Source organism: Pseudogemmobacter blasticus, from assembly GCF_003071405.1.
In the GTDB taxonomy this organism is placed as follows: Bacteria; Pseudomonadota; Alphaproteobacteria; order Rhodobacterales; family Rhodobacteraceae; genus Pseudogemmobacter; species Pseudogemmobacter blasticus.
Window position 1 is genome coordinate 2,323,198 of record NZ_CP020470.1, and the last position, 18,906, is coordinate 2,342,103.

The 18,906-nt window shown below is 65.1% G+C and carries 17 protein-coding genes and 1 pseudogene; 8 read left to right on the plus strand and 10 right to left on the minus strand.

The features are described 5' to 3' along the window. Nucleotides 1–8 precede the first annotated feature (8 nt). The 3 genes from B6K69_RS11340 (at nt 9) to B6K69_RS11350 (ending at nt 2,428) form a co-directional block, all read left to right on the plus strand. Nucleotides 9–479, plus strand: a complete 471-nt coding sequence (locus B6K69_RS11340) for a YbaK/EbsC family protein (RefSeq protein ID WP_108643856.1) — start codon at nt 9–11, stop codon at nt 477–479. 62 nt (nt 480–541) lie between these two features. Further along, entirely contained in the window at nt 542–1,294 is a 753-nt protein-coding gene (locus B6K69_RS11345; RefSeq protein ID WP_107671821.1) for an NYN domain-containing protein, read from the plus strand. A gap of 102 nt (nt 1,295–1,396) precedes the next feature. Next, complete coding sequence (locus B6K69_RS11350; protein ID WP_108643857.1) at nt 1,397–2,428, plus strand: LLM class flavin-dependent oxidoreductase; 1,032 nt, start codon at nt 1,397–1,399, stop codon at nt 2,426–2,428. Here B6K69_RS11350 and trhO read toward each other — a convergent pair. Beyond that, complete coding sequence (gene trhO / locus B6K69_RS11355) at nt 2,425–3,327, minus strand: oxygen-dependent tRNA uridine(34) hydroxylase TrhO (protein ID WP_108643858.1); 903 nt, start codon at nt 3,325–3,327, stop codon at nt 2,425–2,427. The two genes, B6K69_RS11350 and trhO, sit on opposite strands and share 4 nt — an antisense overlap. Before the next feature lie 110 nt (nt 3,328–3,437). Here trhO and pncA point away from each other — a divergent pair, with 110 nt between their 5' ends. After that, nucleotides 3,438–4,046: a bifunctional nicotinamidase/pyrazinamidase gene (gene pncA, locus B6K69_RS11360; protein ID WP_108643859.1), complete on the plus strand. Its 609-nt coding sequence runs from the start codon at nt 3,438–3,440 to the stop codon at nt 4,044–4,046. Between the two features lie 3 nt (nt 4,047–4,049). Further along, entirely contained in the window at nt 4,050–5,342 is a 1,293-nt protein-coding gene (pncB, locus tag B6K69_RS11365) for a nicotinate phosphoribosyltransferase (RefSeq protein WP_108643860.1), read from the plus strand. A gap of 6 nt (nt 5,343–5,348) precedes the next feature. Here the strand turns inward: pncB and B6K69_RS11370 are convergent, their stop codons facing one another. The 8 genes and pseudogenes from B6K69_RS11370 to B6K69_RS11405 form a co-directional block, all read right to left on the minus strand. Further along, nucleotides 5,349–6,842 (minus strand): inorganic phosphate transporter, encoded by a 1,494-nt coding sequence (locus B6K69_RS11370; RefSeq protein WP_228156716.1) that lies wholly within the window; start codon nt 6,840–6,842, stop codon nt 5,349–5,351. Between the two features lie 90 nt (nt 6,843–6,932). Further along, nucleotides 6,933–7,850, minus strand: coding sequence for a phosphotransferase enzyme family protein (locus B6K69_RS11375; RefSeq protein WP_108643861.1), 918 nt, complete (start codon nt 7,848–7,850; stop codon nt 6,933–6,935). Next, complete coding sequence (gene arfB, locus B6K69_RS11380; RefSeq protein WP_107671571.1) at nt 7,847–8,269, minus strand: alternative ribosome rescue aminoacyl-tRNA hydrolase ArfB; 423 nt, start codon at nt 8,267–8,269, stop codon at nt 7,847–7,849. The genes B6K69_RS11375 and arfB overlap by 4 nt, the downstream gene beginning before the upstream one ends. Before the next feature lie 248 nt (nt 8,270–8,517). Then, entirely contained in the window at nt 8,518–9,141 is a 624-nt protein-coding gene (locus B6K69_RS11385) for a queuosine precursor transporter (protein WP_206340567.1), read from the minus strand. Between the two features lie 83 nt (nt 9,142–9,224). After that, the gene (locus B6K69_RS11390; protein WP_228156717.1) at nt 9,225–10,079 is read right to left on the minus strand and encodes an esterase-like activity of phytase family protein; all 855 of its coding nucleotides are present in this window, start codon (nt 10,077–10,079) and stop codon (nt 9,225–9,227) included. Nucleotides 10,080–10,096: 17 nt separating this feature from the next. Beyond that, complete coding sequence (gene mepA, locus B6K69_RS11395) at nt 10,097–10,993, minus strand: penicillin-insensitive murein endopeptidase (RefSeq protein ID WP_108643863.1); 897 nt, start codon at nt 10,991–10,993, stop codon at nt 10,097–10,099. Further along, nucleotides 10,993–12,350 (minus strand): annotated as a pseudogene (locus B6K69_RS11400) (MFS transporter). The gene mepA and the pseudogene B6K69_RS11400 overlap by 1 nt, the downstream one beginning before the upstream one ends. A 57-nt stretch (nt 12,351–12,407) precedes the next feature. Then, a complete protein-coding gene (locus B6K69_RS11405; protein WP_108643864.1) occupies nt 12,408–12,941 on the minus strand; it encodes an acyl-CoA thioesterase in 534 nt (177 codons plus the stop codon). Nucleotides 12,942–13,072: 131 nt separating this feature from the next. Here B6K69_RS11405 and B6K69_RS11410 point away from each other — a divergent pair, with 131 nt between their 5' ends. Genes B6K69_RS11410 through yaaA form a run of 3 tightly spaced genes read left to right on the plus strand, consistent with a single transcriptional unit; the run spans nt 13,073 to nt 16,213 of the window. Beyond that, on the plus strand, nt 13,073–13,360 hold the full coding sequence (locus B6K69_RS11410; protein WP_107671566.1) for a YggT family protein: 288 nt from the start codon (nt 13,073–13,075) through the stop codon (nt 13,358–13,360). Then, nucleotides 13,360–15,396, plus strand: coding sequence for a DNA helicase RecQ (gene recQ, locus B6K69_RS11415; protein ID WP_108643865.1), 2,037 nt, complete (start codon nt 13,360–13,362; stop codon nt 15,394–15,396). Before B6K69_RS11410 ends, recQ begins: the two co-directional genes overlap by 1 nt. A 16-nt stretch (nt 15,397–15,412) precedes the next feature. Beyond that, nucleotides 15,413–16,213, plus strand: coding sequence for a peroxide stress protein YaaA (yaaA, locus tag B6K69_RS11420; RefSeq protein WP_108643866.1), 801 nt, complete (start codon nt 15,413–15,415; stop codon nt 16,211–16,213). 7 nt (nt 16,214–16,220) lie between these two features. Here the strand turns inward: yaaA and B6K69_RS11425 are convergent, their stop codons facing one another. Continuing rightward, nucleotides 16,221–18,788: a hybrid sensor histidine kinase/response regulator gene (locus B6K69_RS11425; RefSeq protein ID WP_108643867.1), complete on the minus strand. Its 2,568-nt coding sequence runs from the start codon at nt 18,786–18,788 to the stop codon at nt 16,221–16,223. Between the last annotated feature and the right edge of the window lie 118 nt (nt 18,789–18,906).

Sequence of the window (18,906 nt, forward strand, 5' to 3'; positions counted from 1 at the left end):
GCGCAGACATGGCCGCCACCCCCGGACTAAGGTTTCTCGAGTTGCAAGGGGTAGAGGTGACGCTTCACCCCTATGACTATGACCCCCGTGCCGATGCCGTTGGTTTGGCCGCCGCTCAGGCGCTGGGCCTGGACCCGGCGTTGACGCTGAAAACCCTGATGGTCGAGGTGGACGGAAAACCCGCCTGCTGCGTTATCCCTTCCGACCGGCAGCTTTCGATGAAACGGGTGGCAGCGGCCTTTGGCGGCAAGGCCGCTGCCATGATGCCGCCCCCCAAGGCGGAGAAGCTGACCGGGTATCATGTTGGCGGCATTTCCCCCTTTGGCCAGAAGCGCGCGGTTCCGACTGCGATCGAGGTGACCGCCTGCACCGCGCCGAAAGTCTGGATCAATGCCGGCGCCCGCGGGCTGCTTTTGGGAATCGCGCCAGACAAGGCCTTGGCCGTGCTGTCGGCCCGCGCCCTGCCGCTGGTGGCCTGACGGTCGGGCTTTCGCCGGCTGTGGCAACCTGCCATTGTGGCACCAACATCAAGGAGGCCCAGATGCCCGACCCCCGCGCGCCCCGTCTTGCGGTGCTGATCGACGCCGACAATGTGCCCGCCGGCTATGCCGAGGCGATCTTTGAAGAGATCGCCGCGCTGGGCGAAGCCTCGGTCCGCCGGATCTATGGCGACTGGTCCGCGCAGCGGCTGAACGCCTGGGCCAAGAAGGTGGCGGCGTTGGGTCTGGTGGCGGACCAGCAGTTTTCCAACACCAAGGGCAAGAACGCCAGCGACATCGGGCTGGTCATCGCCGCGATGGATTTCCTTCATTCCGGCCTGTTCGACGGGTTCGTTCTGGTGTCGTCCGACAGTGACTTCACCCGTCTTGCCGCGCGGGTGCGCGAGCAGGGTCTGGATGTCTATGGCATCGGCGAGAAGAAGACGCCCGAAGCCTTCCGCATGGCCTGCAAGCGGTTCATCTATGTTGAAAACCTGGGGGCAACCGAGCCGGAAGAGGCGGCTCCCCGCCCCGCCCGCGGCGAGGCCGAGCCCGCAGCACCCGTTGCCCCGCGCCCCGGCGGGAAAGAGCCGCCGGCGAAGGCCATTCCGCTGATCGCCGCCGCGATGCGCGCCATCGACCCCGAGGGTGAATGGTATTCGCTGGGCCAGATCGGCCAGTTCATCACCCAGGGTAACCCAGACTTCGACACCCGCACCTATGGTTCGGCCAAGTTGTCGGACCTGATCCGCAAGCTGCCCCGGTTCGAGGTGCGGCTTGAAGGCAACCAGCTTCTGGTGCGCGACAAGGCCTGATACGCGCCGCATCGGTGCGCGATTGCGCAATCGACCGCGCGCCGCCGCACTTTGTTGTCCGGGATCCGCGGCATATGTTTGGCGCCGGAAACGGAGACACAGATGACAAACGCGGTAAGTCTTGGGCTTGATACCTTCGGTGACGTGGCGCTGGCCGCCGATGGCCGGATGCAGCGGCAGGACGAGACCCTGCGCGATGTGGTGGAACAGGCCGTTCTGGCCGATCAGACCGGCGTGGATTTCATCGGCCTGGGCGAACACCACCGCCCCGATTTCGCGATCTCCTCACCCGAAATCGTGCTGGCCGCGATTGCCGGGCGCACCAGCCGCATCCATCTGGGCACGGCGGTTACGGTGCTGTCATCGGATGATCCGGTGCGGGTCTTCCAGCGGTTTTCCACGCTGAATGCGGTGTCGAACGGCCGGGCAGAGGTGATCCTGGGCCGGGGGTCGTTCACGGAAAGCTATCCGCTGTTCGGCTATGACATGGCCGACTACGATCAGTTGTTTGAAGAGAAACTTGACCTTTTCGCCCGGCTTGTTCGCGAAAAGGCGGTTACCTGGTCGGGGCAGACCCGCAGCCCTCTGGTGAACCAGACCGTCTATCCGCCGCTTGGGCCGCAGGGCCTGCCGGTCTGGGTGGGGGTCGGTGGCAGTCCGGAAAGCGTGGTGCGCGTGGTGCGCCATGACCTGCAACTGATGCTGGCCATCATCGGGGGCGATGCCCGCCGCTTCCTGCCCTATATCGAGCTGTATCAGCGTGCCTGTGCCCAGATGGGCCGCACGCCCCGCCCGGTTGGCGTACATTCCCCCGGTTTCGTGGCGGCCACGGATGAAGAGGCGCAGGAAACGCTTTGGCCGCATTACGCCGACATGTTCGGCCGGTTGGGCCGTGAACGCGGCTGGCCACCCGTGACCAAGGATAGGTTCCTGGCCGAAGTGCAGCACGGCGCGCTGTATGTCGGAAGCCCCGAAACGGTGGCGAAGAAGATTGCCGCCACGGTGCGCGACCTGGGTCTGCAACGGTTCGACATGAAGTATTCCACCGGCCCGGTGCCGCATGGCGCGCTGATGGAGTGCATCCGCCTTTATGGCGAGAAGGTCATTCCCATGGTGCGGGATATGCTGGCCTAACCGCCCAGATGCGTGGTGCCACGTTTGGCGGCCAACAGCATCTGGCGGTGGCGTTCGCGAAAACGGGCGCGGTCTGTTTCCGAATATTCGTTCACACAGGCCGCGCAGCATACGCCTTCTTCATAATCCGGGTGCGCCCGTCCTTCGGGTTTGACCGGGCGGCGGCAACCGCCGCAACTGCTGTTCTGGCCCGGCACCAGCCCATGCCCGACCGAGACCCGCCCGTCGAACACATAACATTCGCCATCCCACAGCGACTGTTCGGCGGGCATGTCTTCCAGGTATTTCAGGATACCGCCTTGCAGGTGGAACACTTCTGTCACGCCTTGCGACAGCAGGTAGTTGGTGGATTTTTCACACCGGATGCCGCCGGTGCAGAACATGGCGATACGCTTGTTGTGGAACCGTTCTCGGTTCGCCTCCCACCACGCGGGAAACTCGCGGAAGCTGCGGGTGCCGGGGTCCACCGCGCCGCGAAAGGTGCCCAAGGACACCTCGTAATCATTGCGGGTGTCGATCACCGCCACATCCGGCGCAGCAATCAGCGCGTTCCAGTCGGCCGGGCTGACGTAATGGCCCACGGCGGCCAGCGGGTCCACGTCCGGCTGACCCATGGTCACGATTTCCGCCTTCAGCTTCACCTTCATCCGGCCGAAGGGCATGGAGTCGGCAAAGGATTCCTTCCACACCAGCCCGGCACAGCCCGGCAGGGCGCGGATATGCGCCAGCACCGCGTCAATTCCGGCGCGTGGCCCGGCAATCGTGCCGTTGATCCCTTCGCGCGCCAGCAGAAGCGACCCCTTCACCCCGCCCTCAAGACAGGCTTGCAGCAGCGGCCCGCGCAGGGCGGCCGGGTCGGGAAAGCGGGTAAAGTGATACAGCGCGGCAATGGTCAGCATTCCGCCTGCTTGACCCGTGCCCCCCGCGAAATCAAGACCTTCGCTTGACGCAATCCCGCCAAAGCCTTTACGCAGGTCGGAATGGCCGAAGCCGAAGGGGAGGGGGCGACATGCGCGATCCGCGCGAAGCCTTGATCGTGATCGACGTGCAGAATGATTTCTGCCCTGGCGGTGCGCTGGCGGTGGCCGGGGGCGACGCGATCATCCCCCGCATCAATGCGCTGATGGAGGATTTCGCCACCGTCGTCCTGACGCAGGACTGGCACCCGGCGAACCACGCGTCCTTTGCCGCCAATCACCCGGGCGCCGAACCGTTCAGCCTGACCGAAATGCCCTATGGCCCGCAGGTGCTGTGGCCTGTGCATTGCGTGATCGGAACGCCCGGCGCGGGCTTTCATGCAGCCTTGCGCACCGATCCGGCGCAGATGGTGATCCGCAAGGGATTCCGGCCGCAGATCGACAGCTATTCGGCCTTTTTCGAGAATGACCACACCACCACCACCGGACTTGACGGCTATCTTCGGTCGCGCGGTGTCAGCGCGCTGACCTTCGTTGGCCTTGCGACCGATTATTGCGTTGCCTATTCGGCGCTGGATGCTGCCCGCCTTGGCTTCCGTGCCACGGTGCTGGAAGGTGCCTGCCGCGCCATTGACCTGAACGGATCGCTGGCCACCGCACGCGATCAGATGCGCGCCGCCGGTGTGGCGCTGGAGGCCTGAGCCATGGTTGATATTGCGAGTCGCGTCTATAACCACAACTTCAAGATCGACCCGATCGTCCGGTCGCTGATCGACACCGACTTTTACAAGTTGCTGATGTGCCAGTCGGTCTTTCGCAACAAGCCGGATACGACCGTCGTCTTCAGCCTGATCAACCGCAGCACAAAGGTGCGTCTGGCCGATCTGATCGACGAGGGCGAGTTGCGCGAACAACTGGACCATGTTCGCAGCCTGTCACTGTCGCGCGGCGAAAGCACCTGGCTGCGCGGCAACACCTTCTATGGCAAGCGGCAGATGTTCCGCTCGGACTTCATGCAGTGGTTCGAGAACCTGCGCCTGCCGCCCTATCATCTGGAAAAGGTTGATGGTCAGTATGAGCTGACCTTCGAAGGCGCCTGGCCAGAAGTGATGATGTGGGAAATTCCGGCGCTGGCGGTGCTGATGGAACTACGGTCACGCGCGGTTCTGAAAGGCATGGGCCGGTTCGAGTTGCAGGTTCTTTACGCCCGCGCCATGACGCGGATCTGGGAAAAGATCGAACGGCTGCGCCAGCTTGAACACCTGCGCATCGCCGATTTCGGCACCCGTCGCCGGCATGGTTTCCTGTGGCAGGACTGGTGCGTTCAGGCCATGCAGGAAGGCCTGGGGCGCAAGTTTACCGGCACCTCGAACTGCCGCATCGCCATGCGCCGCGACATCGAGGCGATCGGCACCAATGCCCATGAATTGCCGATGGTCTATTCCGCGCTGGCCGACAGCGACGCCGAACTGGCGCAGGCGCCCTATCAGGTGTTGGCCGACTGGCATGAAGAGCATGACGGAAACCTGCGGATCATGCTGCCCGATACCTATGGCACCGAAGGCTTCCTGAAACGCGCCCCAGACTGGCTGGCCAGTTGGACCGGCATCCGCATCGACAGTGGCGATCCCGCGACCGGCGCGGAAACCGCGATCCGCTGGTGGAAGGAGCGGGGCGAAGATCCATCGAAAAAGCTGGTGATCTTCTCGGACGGGCTGGACGTGGACACGATCGAACAGCTTTACGCCCGCTTCCACGGCCGGGTGAAGGTGTCCTTCGGCTGGGGCACCCTGCTGACCAACGACTTCCGCGGTCTGGTGCCCGAAGATGGGCTGGCGCCGTTCAGCCTGGTCTGCAAGGCGATCAGCGCCAATGGTCGCCCCACCGTCAAGCTGAGCGACAACCCGAACAAGGCCATGGGCCCGGCGGATGAGATTGCCCGTTACAAGCGGGTGTTCGGTGTGGGCGACCAGACGGCGCGCGACGTGGTGGTCTGAGGCGCCTCAGAACACCGCGTTCAGCACCCAGAAGATCGCGGCCGACAAAAGCGCCGTCAGCGGCACCGTCACCACCCAGGCCGCGCCGATGCCCAGCACATGCGCGCGCCGCACCAGCTTGCGTCGCACGCGCTCATCCTCGGCCACGGGTTTGCCTTTCAGCAGGTTCAGCCGCCGTGCCTGCCGGTCGGCGTGCCATTCGCGATAGAAGCCCACCCCGAACACGCCCCCCACGGCGATATGGGTCGAAGACACTGGCAGCCCCAGCGCCGAGGCGACGATGACGGTGATCGCCGCCGACAGGGCCACGCAATAGGCGCGCATCGGATTCAGCTTGGTGATTTCCTGCCCCACCATGCGAATGAGCTTGGGCCCGAACAGCAGCAGCCCGAAGGAAATGCCGAAGGCCCCGATCATCATCACCCAAAGCGGAATGGTGACCTTTTCCGAGGTGCCCATATCCTGCACCGCATGCACGATGGCGGCCAGCGGCCCCACCGCATTCGCCACGTCATTCGCCCCATGTGCGAAAGACAGCAGCGCCGCCGAGGCGATCAGCGGCAGGCCGAACAGTTTCTTCAGGCTGCGCTTGCGGTTTTCCAGCCCCTCGGACTGGCGCCGCACCACGGGCCGCATGATGAAATAGGTGGCCAGGCCGACCGCCACGCCCAGAACCAGCGCCTGGTTCAGCGAGACATCCACCAGTTTCTTGAGGCCCTTGGCCACCAGATAGGCCGAGAACGCGCCCGCCATGATGGCGATCAGCAGCGGCACCCAGCGGCGGGCGGCGGCAATCTTGTCGGGCACGTCGTTGATGAAGCCCTTGATGAAGGCCAGAAACAGGGCCGCGAACACACCGCCCAGAACGGGCGAAATCACCCAGCTTGCCGCGATCTGGCCCATGGTGGCCCAGTTCACGGCGCTGAAGCCGGCGGCAACGATGCCCGCGCCCATCACACCGCCAACAATGGCATGGGTGGTGGATACCGGGGCGCCCAGCCAGGTGGCCATGTTCAGCCACAGGGACGAGGCGATCAGCGCCGCCATCATCGCCCAGATGAAAGTGTTGGGGTCTGCCACCGCCTCGGGCGCGACGATCCCGCCCGATATGGTGCTGACCACATCGCCCCCGGCGATCAGTGAGCCAAGCGTTTCGAAGATGGCGGCAATGATCAGCGCGCCGCCCATGGTCAGCGCATTCGCCCCAACGGCAGGGCCCATGTTGTTGGCCACATCGTTCGCGCCGATGTTCAGCGCCATATAGGCCCCGAACACCGCAGCGGCGACGATGATCAGCGTGCCGGACTGGTGGCCGGTCAGGATTGCCGCCGCCAATCCGCAGATCAGGATGAAGGCCAGCGAGATGCCGATTGCCACCGAGGGCCGGCCGATCGCGACCGTTGCCTGTTTCAATAACTCGATCCGCCCCAAATCCTTGTCCAGCGTCTTCCAGCGGTTCTGCTTGGGATCGGGGGCAAAGGTCATGGGCTGGCCTGTCATGCGCTTGTGACACCTTCGTCACGAAAGTGTCATTCGCGGCGCTGACTATCCGTTCACATTGCCTCCCGCAACCGATTCCGCTGCGGCGCTTCAACCCATGACATGGCGCGCCCACACCACCGCCCGGCGAATGTGCAGGTCAATCACCGGATCGCCGGGTTGCAATCGCGGGATCATCCAGCCCACGCTGGCGCAGCATCGGGCCAGCACCATCGTTTCGACCAGCGCGCGGTCCGTGGTTCCATAGCCCTGCATCAGCGCATCGCGCAATTCGGCATAGGCCGGTTCCTGCAACGATTGGCTAAGGGCGGTGCCCAGATCGTACAGGGGAAACCCCCAGCCGGCATCGTCAAAGTCGATCAGGGAAACCGAGCGATCATTCACCAATACATTCTCGCGCAGCACATCGGCATGAATGGGATGCACGGCCTTCAGCCCGTCCAGCCGGCTTGCCAGAAAGCCCCGCGCTGCCAGCAGAACCGAGCGGTCCCCCGCGCTGGCGGCAGGGTGATCCCAGAAGCGGCCCCAGAACGGCGATTCACCGACAAACCCGTCGCAGTCCCAGCGGGGGCGGGTGAAATGTTCGGGAAAGATCAGCCCGGCGGTTACGTCATGCACCTGCCGCAACAGTTGGCCAAGGCTGTGGTGCAGGTCCAGAAGCTGCGGCACCGGCCGGTCAAACGGAACCCGCGCCACACCCAGCGGTGCGCCGTCCAGCCAGCCCACGGCCGAGGCCATGCTGCCCGACGGTAGCATCACCAGCATCTCGCCGCCGGATGTGGGCAGTGGTGCGGGCACCGGCACGCCGCGCCTGGCCAGGGCTTCGCACCACCACAGCTCTGACCGGATTGCCGCCGCGGGTTGATAGCCCGGCCGGTGCAGCCGCAGCGCGGCCCGCGCACCGGAGGGCAGGCGCATTTCGCAGACGATGTTTTCCCGCGCGGCAATCAACCGGGTCGGGATGCCGCCCCAATGCCGCGCCGCCTGGCTTGCTGCCTCGGGGATCATTCCTCGTCCCCGACCTTGCCGCGCAGCGCCTTCACTTCGCCCCGCACGGTCTTGGCCACCAGCCGGCGGCGCTGGCTGCCCAGCGTCGGCTTGGTGGCGATGCGCCGCTTCGGCGCCACCAGCGCGGCGCGGATCATCTCGACCAGCCGTTCGCGGGCAATCTCGCGGTTGCGGGCCTGGCTGCGGGTATCTTCCACCTGGATGACGATGGCGCCTTCCGCTGTCCATTTCCGCCCGGCCAGCCGCTTCAGCCGCGCCTTGACCGGCGGCGCCAGATGCGGCGACCGTTCGGCCTCGAACCGCAGCTCCACGGCGGTGGAAACCTTGTTCACGTTCTGCCCGCCCGGCCCCGACGACCGCATGAAGCTTTCGCTCAGTTCCCAGTCGGCGATGGCCAGTGTTTCGGTGACATGCAGCATGGCGAAAACCCTAGCGCCAAAGAGAAAGGGCCGCCAGCAGAGGCGACCCCTTCCGAGTTCCAAGGAGATGGGCCAGTTAGGAAAGCGGCCCAATCAGTGGTCTGTTGACCAGGGGGCTGCCCCTAGAAAACACTCCTCCTGACTGTCCCGACACCTCTCTCCAATATCCCTCTAGACACTGGATCACCTCCTTTCAAAAGTTGCCGATAGGCGAAACGTGGCACAGATTTTGTGTTTGTCAAAACAATTCACGCAACCCGTGCCATGAGTTTTCCGGCAATGATGCGGAAAGGAACAAGTGCGACGGCATCAAGGCCAATCTTCACGCACCAGTCGGCTGCGGCCAGCGAAACCCAGAACGGCAAGACCGGCCCGAAGCCCAGAAGAGGGGTTGGCCCTGCGGCCCAGGACACATCATTGCCGGGTTCCAGAAACACCAGAAAACCCGAGAAGGCGACGGTGAAGAAGATCAGCGTGTCCAGCGTCGAGGACACCAGGGTTGAGACAAAGGGCGCAACCCACCACCTGCGGCGACGCAACCGATCGAAGATCGCCACGTCCAGCATCTGCGCCGACAGGAAGGCCAAGCCCGAGCCAAGCGCGATGCGCAGCGTGACCAGGGGACCGAACTCGCCCACGATCTGCGTACCAATCAACGAGCAGAGGATGCCGGTAACGAAGCCTGCCAGAACCACCCGTCGTGCGGCCGCCGGGCCGGCGATTCGGTTGGTCAGATCGGTAACGAGGAAGGCGAAGGGATAGCTGAGGGCGCCCCAGGTAAGGTAGGCGCCCATCGGATGTTGAACAAGAATGTTCGAGGCCATCACGATGACGGCCATGGCAAGGATGCCGGGCAGAAGGCGGTTCATGATTTCCATTCCGTTTTGACAAGGTCGCGGAGACTTGGCCCCCGGGTCAGGGGACGCGCCGCCTTACGGCGGAACCGGGCCTTTCGTCAACGGGGCAGGCGGTATTCGACGATCTCGGTCGAAAGGAGGAACAGGAAGTTGTCGTCGGCGATCAGCGTCAGGCGGACGTCTCCCGCCGCATCGCGCCACACCGCCAACCCTTCCAGATTGCCATACTGGCCCGGCGCCGTTTCCAGCACGGTCTGCGTTTGTGCGATGCCCTGCGATGCCGGATCAACCACCCGCACGCGGGAGGCAAAGCCGCCAAGGCCGCGAAACTGCCGTTCAAGAACGTAAAGCTGGCCGTCCGGGCCAAAATCGGCCCCCACGGGCAGGAAGGTGCCATCGCGCGGAAACAGGAAAGGCTGGCTCCAGCCGGTTGCAGGATCGTAGCGGAACACCGGAAACGCGCCGGCGCCCTGCGGCGTGTCTTCGGGCAGGGTGTAAAGCCGCCCCTGCGCATCAACCGCAAGGGCCTCAAGTGCGGCATTCTTCGGCAGGTCACGGAATTCGGGTGGGCTGGGCAGGTTTTCGGCAGACCTGCCGAAAGCCGGATAGCGCAGGATGCGCGCCGCCCCTTCGAACGACACATAAAGCGTTCCGTCCGGCGCCATCGCCAGCCCCTCGCTGTCGGCCCGGTTGCTTTTGAGCGGGGCCTCATCCTGCGCCTTCAGCTTCTCGGGCGGCGCGGCGTCGATGTCGGTGATCTGCCCTGTCGCATCGCGCCGGATCGTGCCTTCGGTCCAACTTCCACGGTCGGACAGGGCCACGAACCGGCTGCCGTCGTCTGACAGTTCAATACCGGAAAACCCGCCGAACAGCGGATCTTCCATCTTCCAGGTGTGGCGACCCACGAACCCGGCGGGGCCCGAAGGGTTCGCGGCCCCCTGCAACCCTGTCACCAGAACCGCTGCCGCTGTCAGTCCGAGGCGAGCACGTCTCTGCATTGCTTGGGCAAATCGGCCATGGTGAATTCGCGCGGCCCCTTCTTGCGGGGTGCGTCGTCTTCCTTGGGTTTCTTGCCGCCCTTCTTGGGCGGGTTCAGGTAATCGGTCACCCACCACATCAGCGTATCGTCACAGCCGTCCCCACCGTTCGACAGATCGGCCACGGTCGGTTTCTGCGTTTCGCACAGCCGCGCGCCTTTGGGGCATTTCAGCCGCACATGGAAATGCGTGTCATGCCCGGCAACGGGCCGGATCTTCTGCAACCATTTCTTGTCCGAGCGCTTGGCGGTCTTGCAGATCTCGATCTTGATCGCGGCGGCCACAAAGATGCGGTCCACGCGGGGGTCAGACGCCGCAAGTTTCAGCAGCGCTGCCGCCCGTGGGCCCCAGTTCTCGGTCACCGACCGCTGGTCGGCCGACCGCATGGGGATTGAACTGATATTTTCGCGTTCCTTCACGCTCAGGTCCAGACGGCGCGGCGCCAGCCACCAGATATCGGCATCCAGCCCGATCTGGTGGCTGGCATGGCCGCTGGTCATCGGGCCGCCGCGTGGCTGGCTGATGTCGCCGATATACAGCCCCTGTCCCCAGCCGATCTGGGCTGCGGCCTGCGACAGTTCGATCAGGAAGTTGACCATCACCGGCTGACCGAAATTGCGTCCGCGCGACAGGCGCATCGCCTGCCAGGTGGGGCCGGTTTGCGGCAGTTCCACCAACCCGGCCCCACAGCCGCGCGCGTAGGAACCGATCGGCATGGAATCCTGCCGGCTGGGGGCGTCAACCGCACCGAACAGCTTGTTGGCCAGTTGGTCGGCCATGGCAGGGGCAGGAAGGCACAAGGCCAGGCACAGAAGAAAACGCGAAAACATCAGGACTGCTCACCTTTGGGATTGACCCAGACTAGCAGGATCAGACCGATCAGGAACAGCCCGATCAGCGGTGAAATGCCGATGCGCTGACTGCCGCTGATCTGGGTGACCAGCGCGATCAGCGCCGGCGACATGAAGCTGGCCACCTTGCCCGAAAGGGCGAACAGGCCGAAGGCTTCGGTTGCGCGGTCCGGGGTGGTGTGGCGCACCATCATGGTGCGGCTGGCGGCCTGCACCATGCCGCCCGCGGCGCCGATCAGCGCCCCGCAGGCAAAGAAGATCTGGTCCGGTCGGCCCGAGGCCGGGTCCATCGCCAGACCCCAGACGCTTTCGCGGGTCATCCCCACGATCACGGCGCAGACCACGATCAGCACCACGATCGAGAAGGCGATCACCGGCTTGGGGCCAAAGGCACGGTCTGCCCGACCGCCCAGCCAGCTTGCCACCATGGCCGCCACCGCGCCGACGATGCCGAAGATCCCGATCTGGGTGATCGACCATCCCAGCACCCCCGAGGCATAGACGCCGCCAAACCCGTAAAGCGCATTCAGCGCATCACGGTAGAACAGCGATGAGGCGAGATAGGCCGAAAGGCTGCGGCGATAGCGCAGCGACGCCAGCAGATCGGTCAGCATCGCAAAGGCCCGCCCCAGCCGCAGCGGCTGTGCCACCGTGCGCGGTTCCTTCACCCACAGGAAGAACGGCACCATGAACACCGCATACCAAAGCGCGGTGAACGGCCCCACGAACCGCGCGCCTCCGGGTCAAGGCCAAGCATGGGTTCGATCCCCAGGAAGGTGTGGCCGGTTTCCGCCCCTTCGGCAAAGAACAGCAGCATGATGACCAGCGCCACCAGCCCGCCCAGATAGCCGAAGGCAAAGCCGCTGCCGGAAATCGCGCCCAGATCTTCATGCGCGGACAGCGACGGCATCAGCGCATTGGTGAAGATGGTGGCAAACTCCATCCCGATGAAGCCCAGCCCGAAACTGGCGACAGCCCAGAACAGCATGTCGCCCTCGCCGCCCGGCGCAACCCACCAAAGCCCCCAGGCCCCGACGACATAGAAGACCGAGAAGACCCAGACCCAGATCAGCCGCCGTCCGGTTGAATCGGCGATTGCGCCCAGAAGCGGTGCCAGGACCGCGATGAAGATCGAGGCAATGGCCAGCCCCCAGCCCCAATAGCTTTGCGCGGCCGCGGCTGCGGCATCCGCATCCATGCCGCCGGCCATGTAATAGCCGCGCGCCACCTCGGCGAAATAGGGGCCGAAGACAAAGGTCAGTAGCAGCGTGTTATAGGGCTGGCTGGCCCAGTCGAAGAAGTACCAGCCCCAGATGCGTTTCTTCGCGCTGACCATTCACCATCCCCCCGGTTTTGCGGCCAGTGAAGCCGCAATCGCGCAAGGGCGCAAGCGTCACGCGACGGGCGGCCAGGGCCTTTGCGCATCGGCGTCAGACCAGGCCCTGACCCAGCCGGGCAGGGGCGGGCTTTCCGGCGGCAGCCCCAGCGCAACCGCCATCTCGGCCGGGGGCACGATGCCGCGCTTGCCTTGCGTGATGGCCGACCGCAACAGCGCCTGCGAGGTGCATTCCCCGCGCACCCACATCGACTGATCCATATAGACGAAACGCGCGTCCCACCCCATAAGCCGTGTCCGCATCTCGATCCGGTCAAAGGTCTTGACCCGCTTGCGATAGCGGACCGAGGCGCCGGCCACCGCCAGCCCCCAGCCCTTGGCCCGGGCGATCTTGTCCAGCCCGGTGCGCGTGGCCATCGGGATGCGGCCCAGATCATACAGCGTCAGCGTGCGGCCGTTGTTCAGTTCCAGCCAGGGGTCAATGTCCCAGGGCCAGCAGATGTGGTGGCTGACATGCGTCTCGAACGCCCCCAGAGGCGGGGCGTTTCGGTATTTCACGATTTCCTTGATCATCCGCAGATAGGGATACATCGGCGTCTCCGGCAAACTGCCCCTCGCCTGCCGCGTGCGGCGACCGGCGTCAAGCCTGACCCGGCGTAGGCCATTGCCCTTCCGGGGGGCGCGGGTTACGAAACGGCCAACCCTGCACGCATGAGGCCGAAATGACGTCGATCTACCAGATCCTGATGCTGGTCCTGGACATCGCCTATTTCATCATCCTGGCGCATGTCATCATGAGCTGGCTGATCAACTTTCAGGTGCTGAACCTGCGGCAGCCTCTGGTGGCCCAGCTCTGGGATGGTCTGAACCGCCTGCTTGAACCCGTCTATTCTCAGGTGCGCCGTGTCATTCCCGCCGTCTCTGGCCTGGATTTCGCACCGCTGGTTGTGCTGGTTGGCATCATCGCGCTTCGCATCGTGCTTCGGAACAACGCCGCCGCTTTCTTCTGATGCCTGAACCTGCCACGCTTCTGGCCCGGGTTTTCGGATTTCCGGGGTTCCGCCCCGGTCAGGAAGAAATTGTCCAGTCTGTCCTTGCCGGGCGCAACACGCTGGCCATCATGCCCACCGGCGGCGGCAAGTCGCTGTGTTTCCAGCTTCCGGCCCTGTGCCGCGACGGGGTGACGGTTGTGATCTCGCCGCTCATCGCCCTGATGCGCGATCAGGTTCGCAGCCTTCGCGAGGCCGGGGTTGAGGCGGGCGCCCTGACATCGGGCAATACCGAGGATGAGACGGAAGAGGTGTTCTCGGCCATCGACGAAGGCCGTCTCAAGCTGCTCTATATCGCGCCGGAACGGCTGGCCTCGCCGGCAACCCTGCCGCTTTTGCGCCGCGCCGGTGTGTCGCTGATCGCGGTGGATGAGGCGCATTGCGTTTCGCAATGGGGCCACGATTTCCGCCCCGATTATCTGCGGATCGGCGATCTGCGCCTTGCGCTGAACGTGCCGCTGGCCGCCTTCACCGCGACGGCAGACGAAGAAACCCGGGCCGAGATCGTGACCCGCCTGTTCAACGGTGCGGCCCCGGCCACCTTCCTGCGCGGGTTTGACCGGCCGAACATCCATCTGGCCTTTGCCGCGAAAGACAGCCCGCGCGACCAGATCCTGCGCTTTGCCGCCGCCCGCAAGGGGCAGTCGGGCATTGTCTATTGCGGCACCCGCGCCAAGACGGAAACGCTGGCGCAGGCGCTGTGCGAGGCCGGTCATCACGCGCTGGCCTATCACGCCGGGCTTGACCCGGACCGCCGGCGCTTTGTTGAAACCCGGTTCCAGCGCGATGACGGGCTGATCGTGGTGGCAACGGTGGCCTTCGGCATGGGCATCGACAAGCCCGACATCCGCTGGGTCGCCCATGCCGACCTGCCCAAATCCATCGAATCCTATTATCAGGAAATCGGCCGTGCCGGCCGTGACGGGGCGCCCGCCGAAACGCTGACGCTTTACGGCGCGGACGACATCCGTTTCCGTCGCCAGCAGATCGACGAAAGCGCCGCCCCGCTGGAACGCAAGCAGGCCGATCACGGGCGGCTGAACACCCTTCTCGGTCTGGCCGAAGCGATCGGTTGCCGCCGGCAGGTCTTGCTGGGCTATTTCGGCGAAGCCGCCGAGCCTTGCGGCAATTGCGATCTGTGTGACCGCCCGGCCGAGGTGTTCGACGCCACCGAAGCCGTCCGAAAGGCGTTGTCCGCCGTGTTGCGCACCGGCGAAAGTTTTGGCGCGGGCCACCTGATCGACATCCTGACCGGTAGCCTGACCGACAAGGTTCGCGACCGGGGCCATGATGCCCTGCCCACCTTTGGCGTCGGGCGCGAGCTGTCCAAAACGCAATGGACCGCGCTGTTCCGCCAGATGATGGGCCGCGATCTGGTGCGGCCCGATCCCGAACGCCATGGCGCGCTGCGGATGACAGACGCCGCCCGCCCCGTGCTGCGGGGCGAGGTGCAGATGCTGTTCCGCAAGGATGCGGCGCCCGCGGCAAAGGCGATGGTCCGTTCGCTGGTGGCCGAGGAAGACGCGCCGCTGCTGTCCGCGCTCAAGGCCAAGCGCCGCGCCCTGGCCGAGGCGGCGGGTGTTCCGGCCTATGTCATCTTTGCCGACCGCACGCTGATTGAAATGGCCGAAAAGCGGCCGCAGACGCTGGACGATATGGCCGGGATCACCGGCGTTGGCGCGAAGAAGCTGGAAAGTTTCGGCCGGCTGTTCCTTGAGGTGATCGCCGGCGCCGCCGAACCGCTGCACCCGGCCCGGATGGCGCTGGCAGGCCGGCCCGAAGGCGCCGTCTTCGACCGGCTGGCCGAAGTTCAGGCCCGCCTGCAACGCGGTGAAGATGGCACGGAAAAGCCGCTGTCCTGCTCTTGGTCCACCCTGCGCCAGATCGCCGAACGTCGCCCGCGCACGCTGGCGGAACTGGAGCGGGTGCAGGGGATGGGCCCGCTCAAGGCGGAACGCTTCGGCGCGGCTTTTCTTGATGTGTTGCAGGACGGCTGACAGAAAGGGAACTGCCATGCTCTGCGTTGTCTCACCTGCGAAACGGCTGGATGAAAAGCCGAAGGCGCTGCCCGAAGGGCGGCAGATGACACAACCCGATTTCCTGCCCGAAACGTGGAAACTGGTGCAGGCCGCCCGCGCCCTGTCGGTGGACGACCTGCGCGCGCTGATGCACCTGTCCGACCCGCTGGCCCGGCTGAACCATGCCCGGTTCGCGGGCTTCCAGCGCCATCCCGGCCCCGATCAGGCGTTGCCCGCCATCCAGTGTTTCGCCGGCGACACCTATGCCGGGTTCGAGGTGCGCACGCTTGGCGATGATGCCCTGCGCTGGGCCGACCGGCACCTGCGCATCCTGTCGGGCCTCTACGGGCTGCTGCGTCCGTGGGATGCGATCCAGCCGCATCGGCTTGAAATGGGCAGCCGGCTGGCCAATCCGCGCGGCCCCGACCTTTACGCCTTCTGGGGCGACCGCATCGCCCGTGCGCTTGTGGCGCAGGCGGCCGAGGTGGGGACGGATGTGCTGATCAACTGCGCCTCGGTCGAATACTTCACCGCCGCCGACCGCAAGGCCCTGAAACTGTGGGTGATCTCGCCCGTTTTCCTTGAGGAACGCGCGGGTGAGGCAAAGATCGTTTCGTTCTTCGCCAAGAAGGCGCGCGGGTCCATGGCGCGTTTCCTGTGCGAAAACCACCTGACCGACCCGGCCGATCTGCCTGCCTTTTCCACCGGCGGCTATGCCTATCAGCCCGCGCTGTCCACGCCAGACCGCCCGGTGTTCCTGCGCGCTGCGGTGGATCAGGACGATCAGGCCGCCTGACCGCCCCTTACGCCGCATCTTCGGCCGATATCGACAGAGGCCGCGCTCCGGCGGGGCAATGTTCCGCCAGCGTGGCCGCAATGGCGGCCTTGCGCAGCGGCTTGGTCATGTAACGGTCGATTCCCGCGGCCAGGATGGCCTCGGCATCCCCTTCCATTGCATGGGCGGTCAGCGCGACGATGGGCACATGTGCGCCCGGCCCTTCGGCGGCGCGGATACCGGCGGCGGCTTCCTTGCCGTCCATTTCGGGCATCGAGATGTCCATGAAGATCAGGTCGGGGTGAAAGTCTTTCCATAGCGCCAGCGCCTCGCGGCCATTGGCGGCGAAGCGCAGGTCAATCTCCAGCCCCTTCACCATTTTCTGGAACACCAGTTGATTGGTCCTGTTGTCCTCCGCCACAAGAACCCGCATCCGCCGATCTACCGCCAGTTCGGGCGACAGCAGCAACAGCGGTTGGGCAGGGGGGGCGGTCTCCTGCTCTTCCTGCCCGGTCAGGCTACGCAGGCAACGGTAAAGTTCGGCCCGCAGCACCGGCTTTTGCAGGATTGCATCCAGCGCCACCGCCCCTTCGCGTTCCCGCGCCATCGCCGGGTTTGACGACAGCAGCAGGATCGGCATCGTCAGCCCCGCCGCCCGGATGCGCCCGGCCAGCGTGACGCCATCCATTTCCGGCATGTCGTGATCGGTCAGCACCACGTCCACCGGCGGCCCCTCGGCCAGCACCGCCAGTGCCTCGGTGCCTGACCGGCACAGGGTCACCCCGATGCCGCAAGGCGCCAGTTGCCGTTCCAGGATGGTGCGGTTGATGAAACGGTCATCCACCACCAGCGCCCGCCGTATCTTGACCGGGGGCCGTGCCATTTCAGCCACCTCGGCCACGGGCAGGCTGACGCGAAAGCCGAAGACCGATCCCTTGCCCGGCTCGGAATCCACCCAGACCGCGCCACCCATATGTTCGATCAGCCGCCGGGTGATCGCCAGCCCCAGCCCGGTGCCCTGATACTTGCGGTTCTGTTCGTCCTCGACCTGATTGAACTCGCCGAAGATGTGATCCAGGTGCTCGGGCGCGACGCCGATGCCGGTATCCTCGACCGTGACATGCAACTGCTGGCGCCCGTCTTCCGCCTCGACGCCGACCACGCGGGTCAGGACATGGCCGGTGTTGGTGAACTTGACCGCGTTGCCGATCAGGTTGGTCAGCACCTGCCGCAGCCGCCCCGGGTCGCCCACGAACCCGGTGGGCAGGAACATGTCATAGTCGATCATCAGGTCGATGCCCTTGGCCCGGGCCTGCGGCTGCAGCAGCATTGTCACCTCGTGGATGGTGCGCTCCAGATCGAAGGTCTCGGGGTTCAGGGTCAGCCGCCCGGCCTCGATCTTGGAATAATCGAGAATGTCGTTGATGATCACCAGCAGCGCCTCGCCCGAAGAGCGGATGGTTTCCGCGAACAGCCGCTGCTCATCGCTGAGACTGGTGTCACACAGCAGTTCAGCCATGCCGACCACGCCGTTCATGGGGGTGCGGATCTCATGGCTCATGTTGGCCAGAAACGCCGATTTGGCGCGGTTCGCCGCTTCGGCCTGCCGGCGGGCGGCTTCCAGCGCGGTCTGCTGTTCGCGCAACTGGGTAATGTCGGTGCGCAGGCCCACCCGCCCGCCGTCGGGTGTCACATGGTCGCTTTCCAGAATCCATCGGCCATCGGCCAGCCTGCATTCGCTGCTGCCGTTCGCCTCGCGCATCTGGCGCAGGCGGTCGGCCAGCCAGTCATCCTCGCGGCCCACGGCGGCGGGCACATGGCCGTTGCGCAGCCCGTGACGCAGCAGATCCTCGAAGCTGGTGCCGCGCACCATCACCGGAACACTGTCGGGAAACATGTCCCGATACCGTTGGTTGCAGGTCAAGAGACGTTCCTCCCTGTCGAAAAGGACAAAGCCATCGGGCAGCGCCTCGACGGCGGCCCAGATGCGCATCTGTTCGGTGATATCCAGGCCAAGGCTGACCACCCCGCCATCACGGGCGCGACGGTTGACCAGCCGCACCCAGGCCCCGCTGCGGAAATGCAGCGTTTCGGGCGGGATCGGGTCTTCGTCCAGCCGGGCGATCATGCCGGCCACCCAATCTTCTGCCGGCATCTCGCCGGTGTCGATCAGCCCCTGATCGGCCAGCAGATGCAACAGCGCGCCATAGGTGACCCCGGGCTCGATCTGAGAACCGCCAAAACCGGCTGCAAAGGCGCTGTTCGCGGTGATCAGCCGAAGCTGCGCGTCATAGACGGCAAACCCGTCGCGGATGGTGTCGATCGAATCCCACAACCGCCGTTCCGCCATGACAGCGGCGGTATGGGCGCGTTCCAGATCGCGCAGGACGCGGGTATTCTGGCCTTTCAGCGTCTCGGCCTCGGTCACGGCGGTCTGCACCACAACCCGCTGTTCGACGATCTGGTCCGACAGCACGCGCGCATGAAGCGCCAGCTTTTCATTGGCAGCAAACAGTTCGCGCGTGCGCTGTTCCAGCAGGCGTTCGGCCGCCAGCCGGGCCCGGCGTTCCTTTGCCAGTCTCTCGCTCAGATCCATCGCGCCCCAGCCGACATCCTGCCTGCCGCCCCGGCGCTGGCGGGGCCAACGTCCGGTTTTCGCGACTACCTTCGCCCAGCAGAATGAACCAAGACTTAACGACAAAATGAGGGAACCT

Excerpts from the sequence above, each read along its gene's own strand:
- B6K69_RS11340 (WP_108643856.1), top strand. The coding sequence starts at position 9 with ATGGCCGCCACCCCCGGACTAAGGTTTCTCGAGTTGCAAGGGGTAGAG.
- B6K69_RS11345 (WP_107671821.1), top strand. The coding sequence starts at position 542 with ATGCCCGACCCCCGCGCGCCCCGTCTTGCGGTGCTGATCGACGCCGAC.
- B6K69_RS11350 (WP_108643857.1), top strand. The coding sequence starts at position 1,397 with ATGACAAACGCGGTAAGTCTTGGGCTTGATACCTTCGGTGACGTGGCG.
- trhO (WP_108643858.1), bottom strand. The coding sequence starts at position 3,327 with ATGCTGACCATTGCCGCGCTGTATCACTTTACCCGCTTTCCCGACCCG.
- pncA (WP_108643859.1), top strand. The coding sequence starts at position 3,438 with ATGCGCGATCCGCGCGAAGCCTTGATCGTGATCGACGTGCAGAATGAT.
- pncB (WP_108643860.1), top strand. The coding sequence starts at position 4,050 with ATGGTTGATATTGCGAGTCGCGTCTATAACCACAACTTCAAGATCGAC.
- B6K69_RS11370 (WP_228156716.1), bottom strand. The coding sequence starts at position 6,842 with ATGACAGGCCAGCCCATGACCTTTGCCCCCGATCCCAAGCAGAACCGC.
- B6K69_RS11375 (WP_108643861.1), bottom strand. The coding sequence starts at position 7,850 with ATGATCCCCGAGGCAGCAAGCCAGGCGGCGCGGCATTGGGGCGGCATC.
- arfB (WP_107671571.1), bottom strand. The coding sequence starts at position 8,269 with ATGCTGCATGTCACCGAAACACTGGCCATCGCCGACTGGGAACTGAGC.
- mepA (WP_108643863.1), bottom strand. The coding sequence starts at position 10,993 with ATGTTTTCGCGTTTTCTTCTGTGCCTGGCCTTGTGCCTTCCTGCCCCT.
- B6K69_RS11405 (WP_108643864.1), bottom strand. The coding sequence starts at position 12,941 with ATGTATCCCTATCTGCGGATGATCAAGGAAATCGTGAAATACCGAAAC.
- B6K69_RS11410 (WP_107671566.1), top strand. The coding sequence starts at position 13,073 with ATGACGTCGATCTACCAGATCCTGATGCTGGTCCTGGACATCGCCTAT.
- recQ (WP_108643865.1), top strand. The coding sequence starts at position 13,360 with ATGCCTGAACCTGCCACGCTTCTGGCCCGGGTTTTCGGATTTCCGGGG.
- yaaA (WP_108643866.1), top strand. The coding sequence starts at position 15,413 with ATGCTCTGCGTTGTCTCACCTGCGAAACGGCTGGATGAAAAGCCGAAG.
- B6K69_RS11425 (WP_108643867.1), bottom strand. The coding sequence starts at position 18,788 with ATGGATCTGAGCGAGAGACTGGCAAAGGAACGCCGGGCCCGGCTGGCG.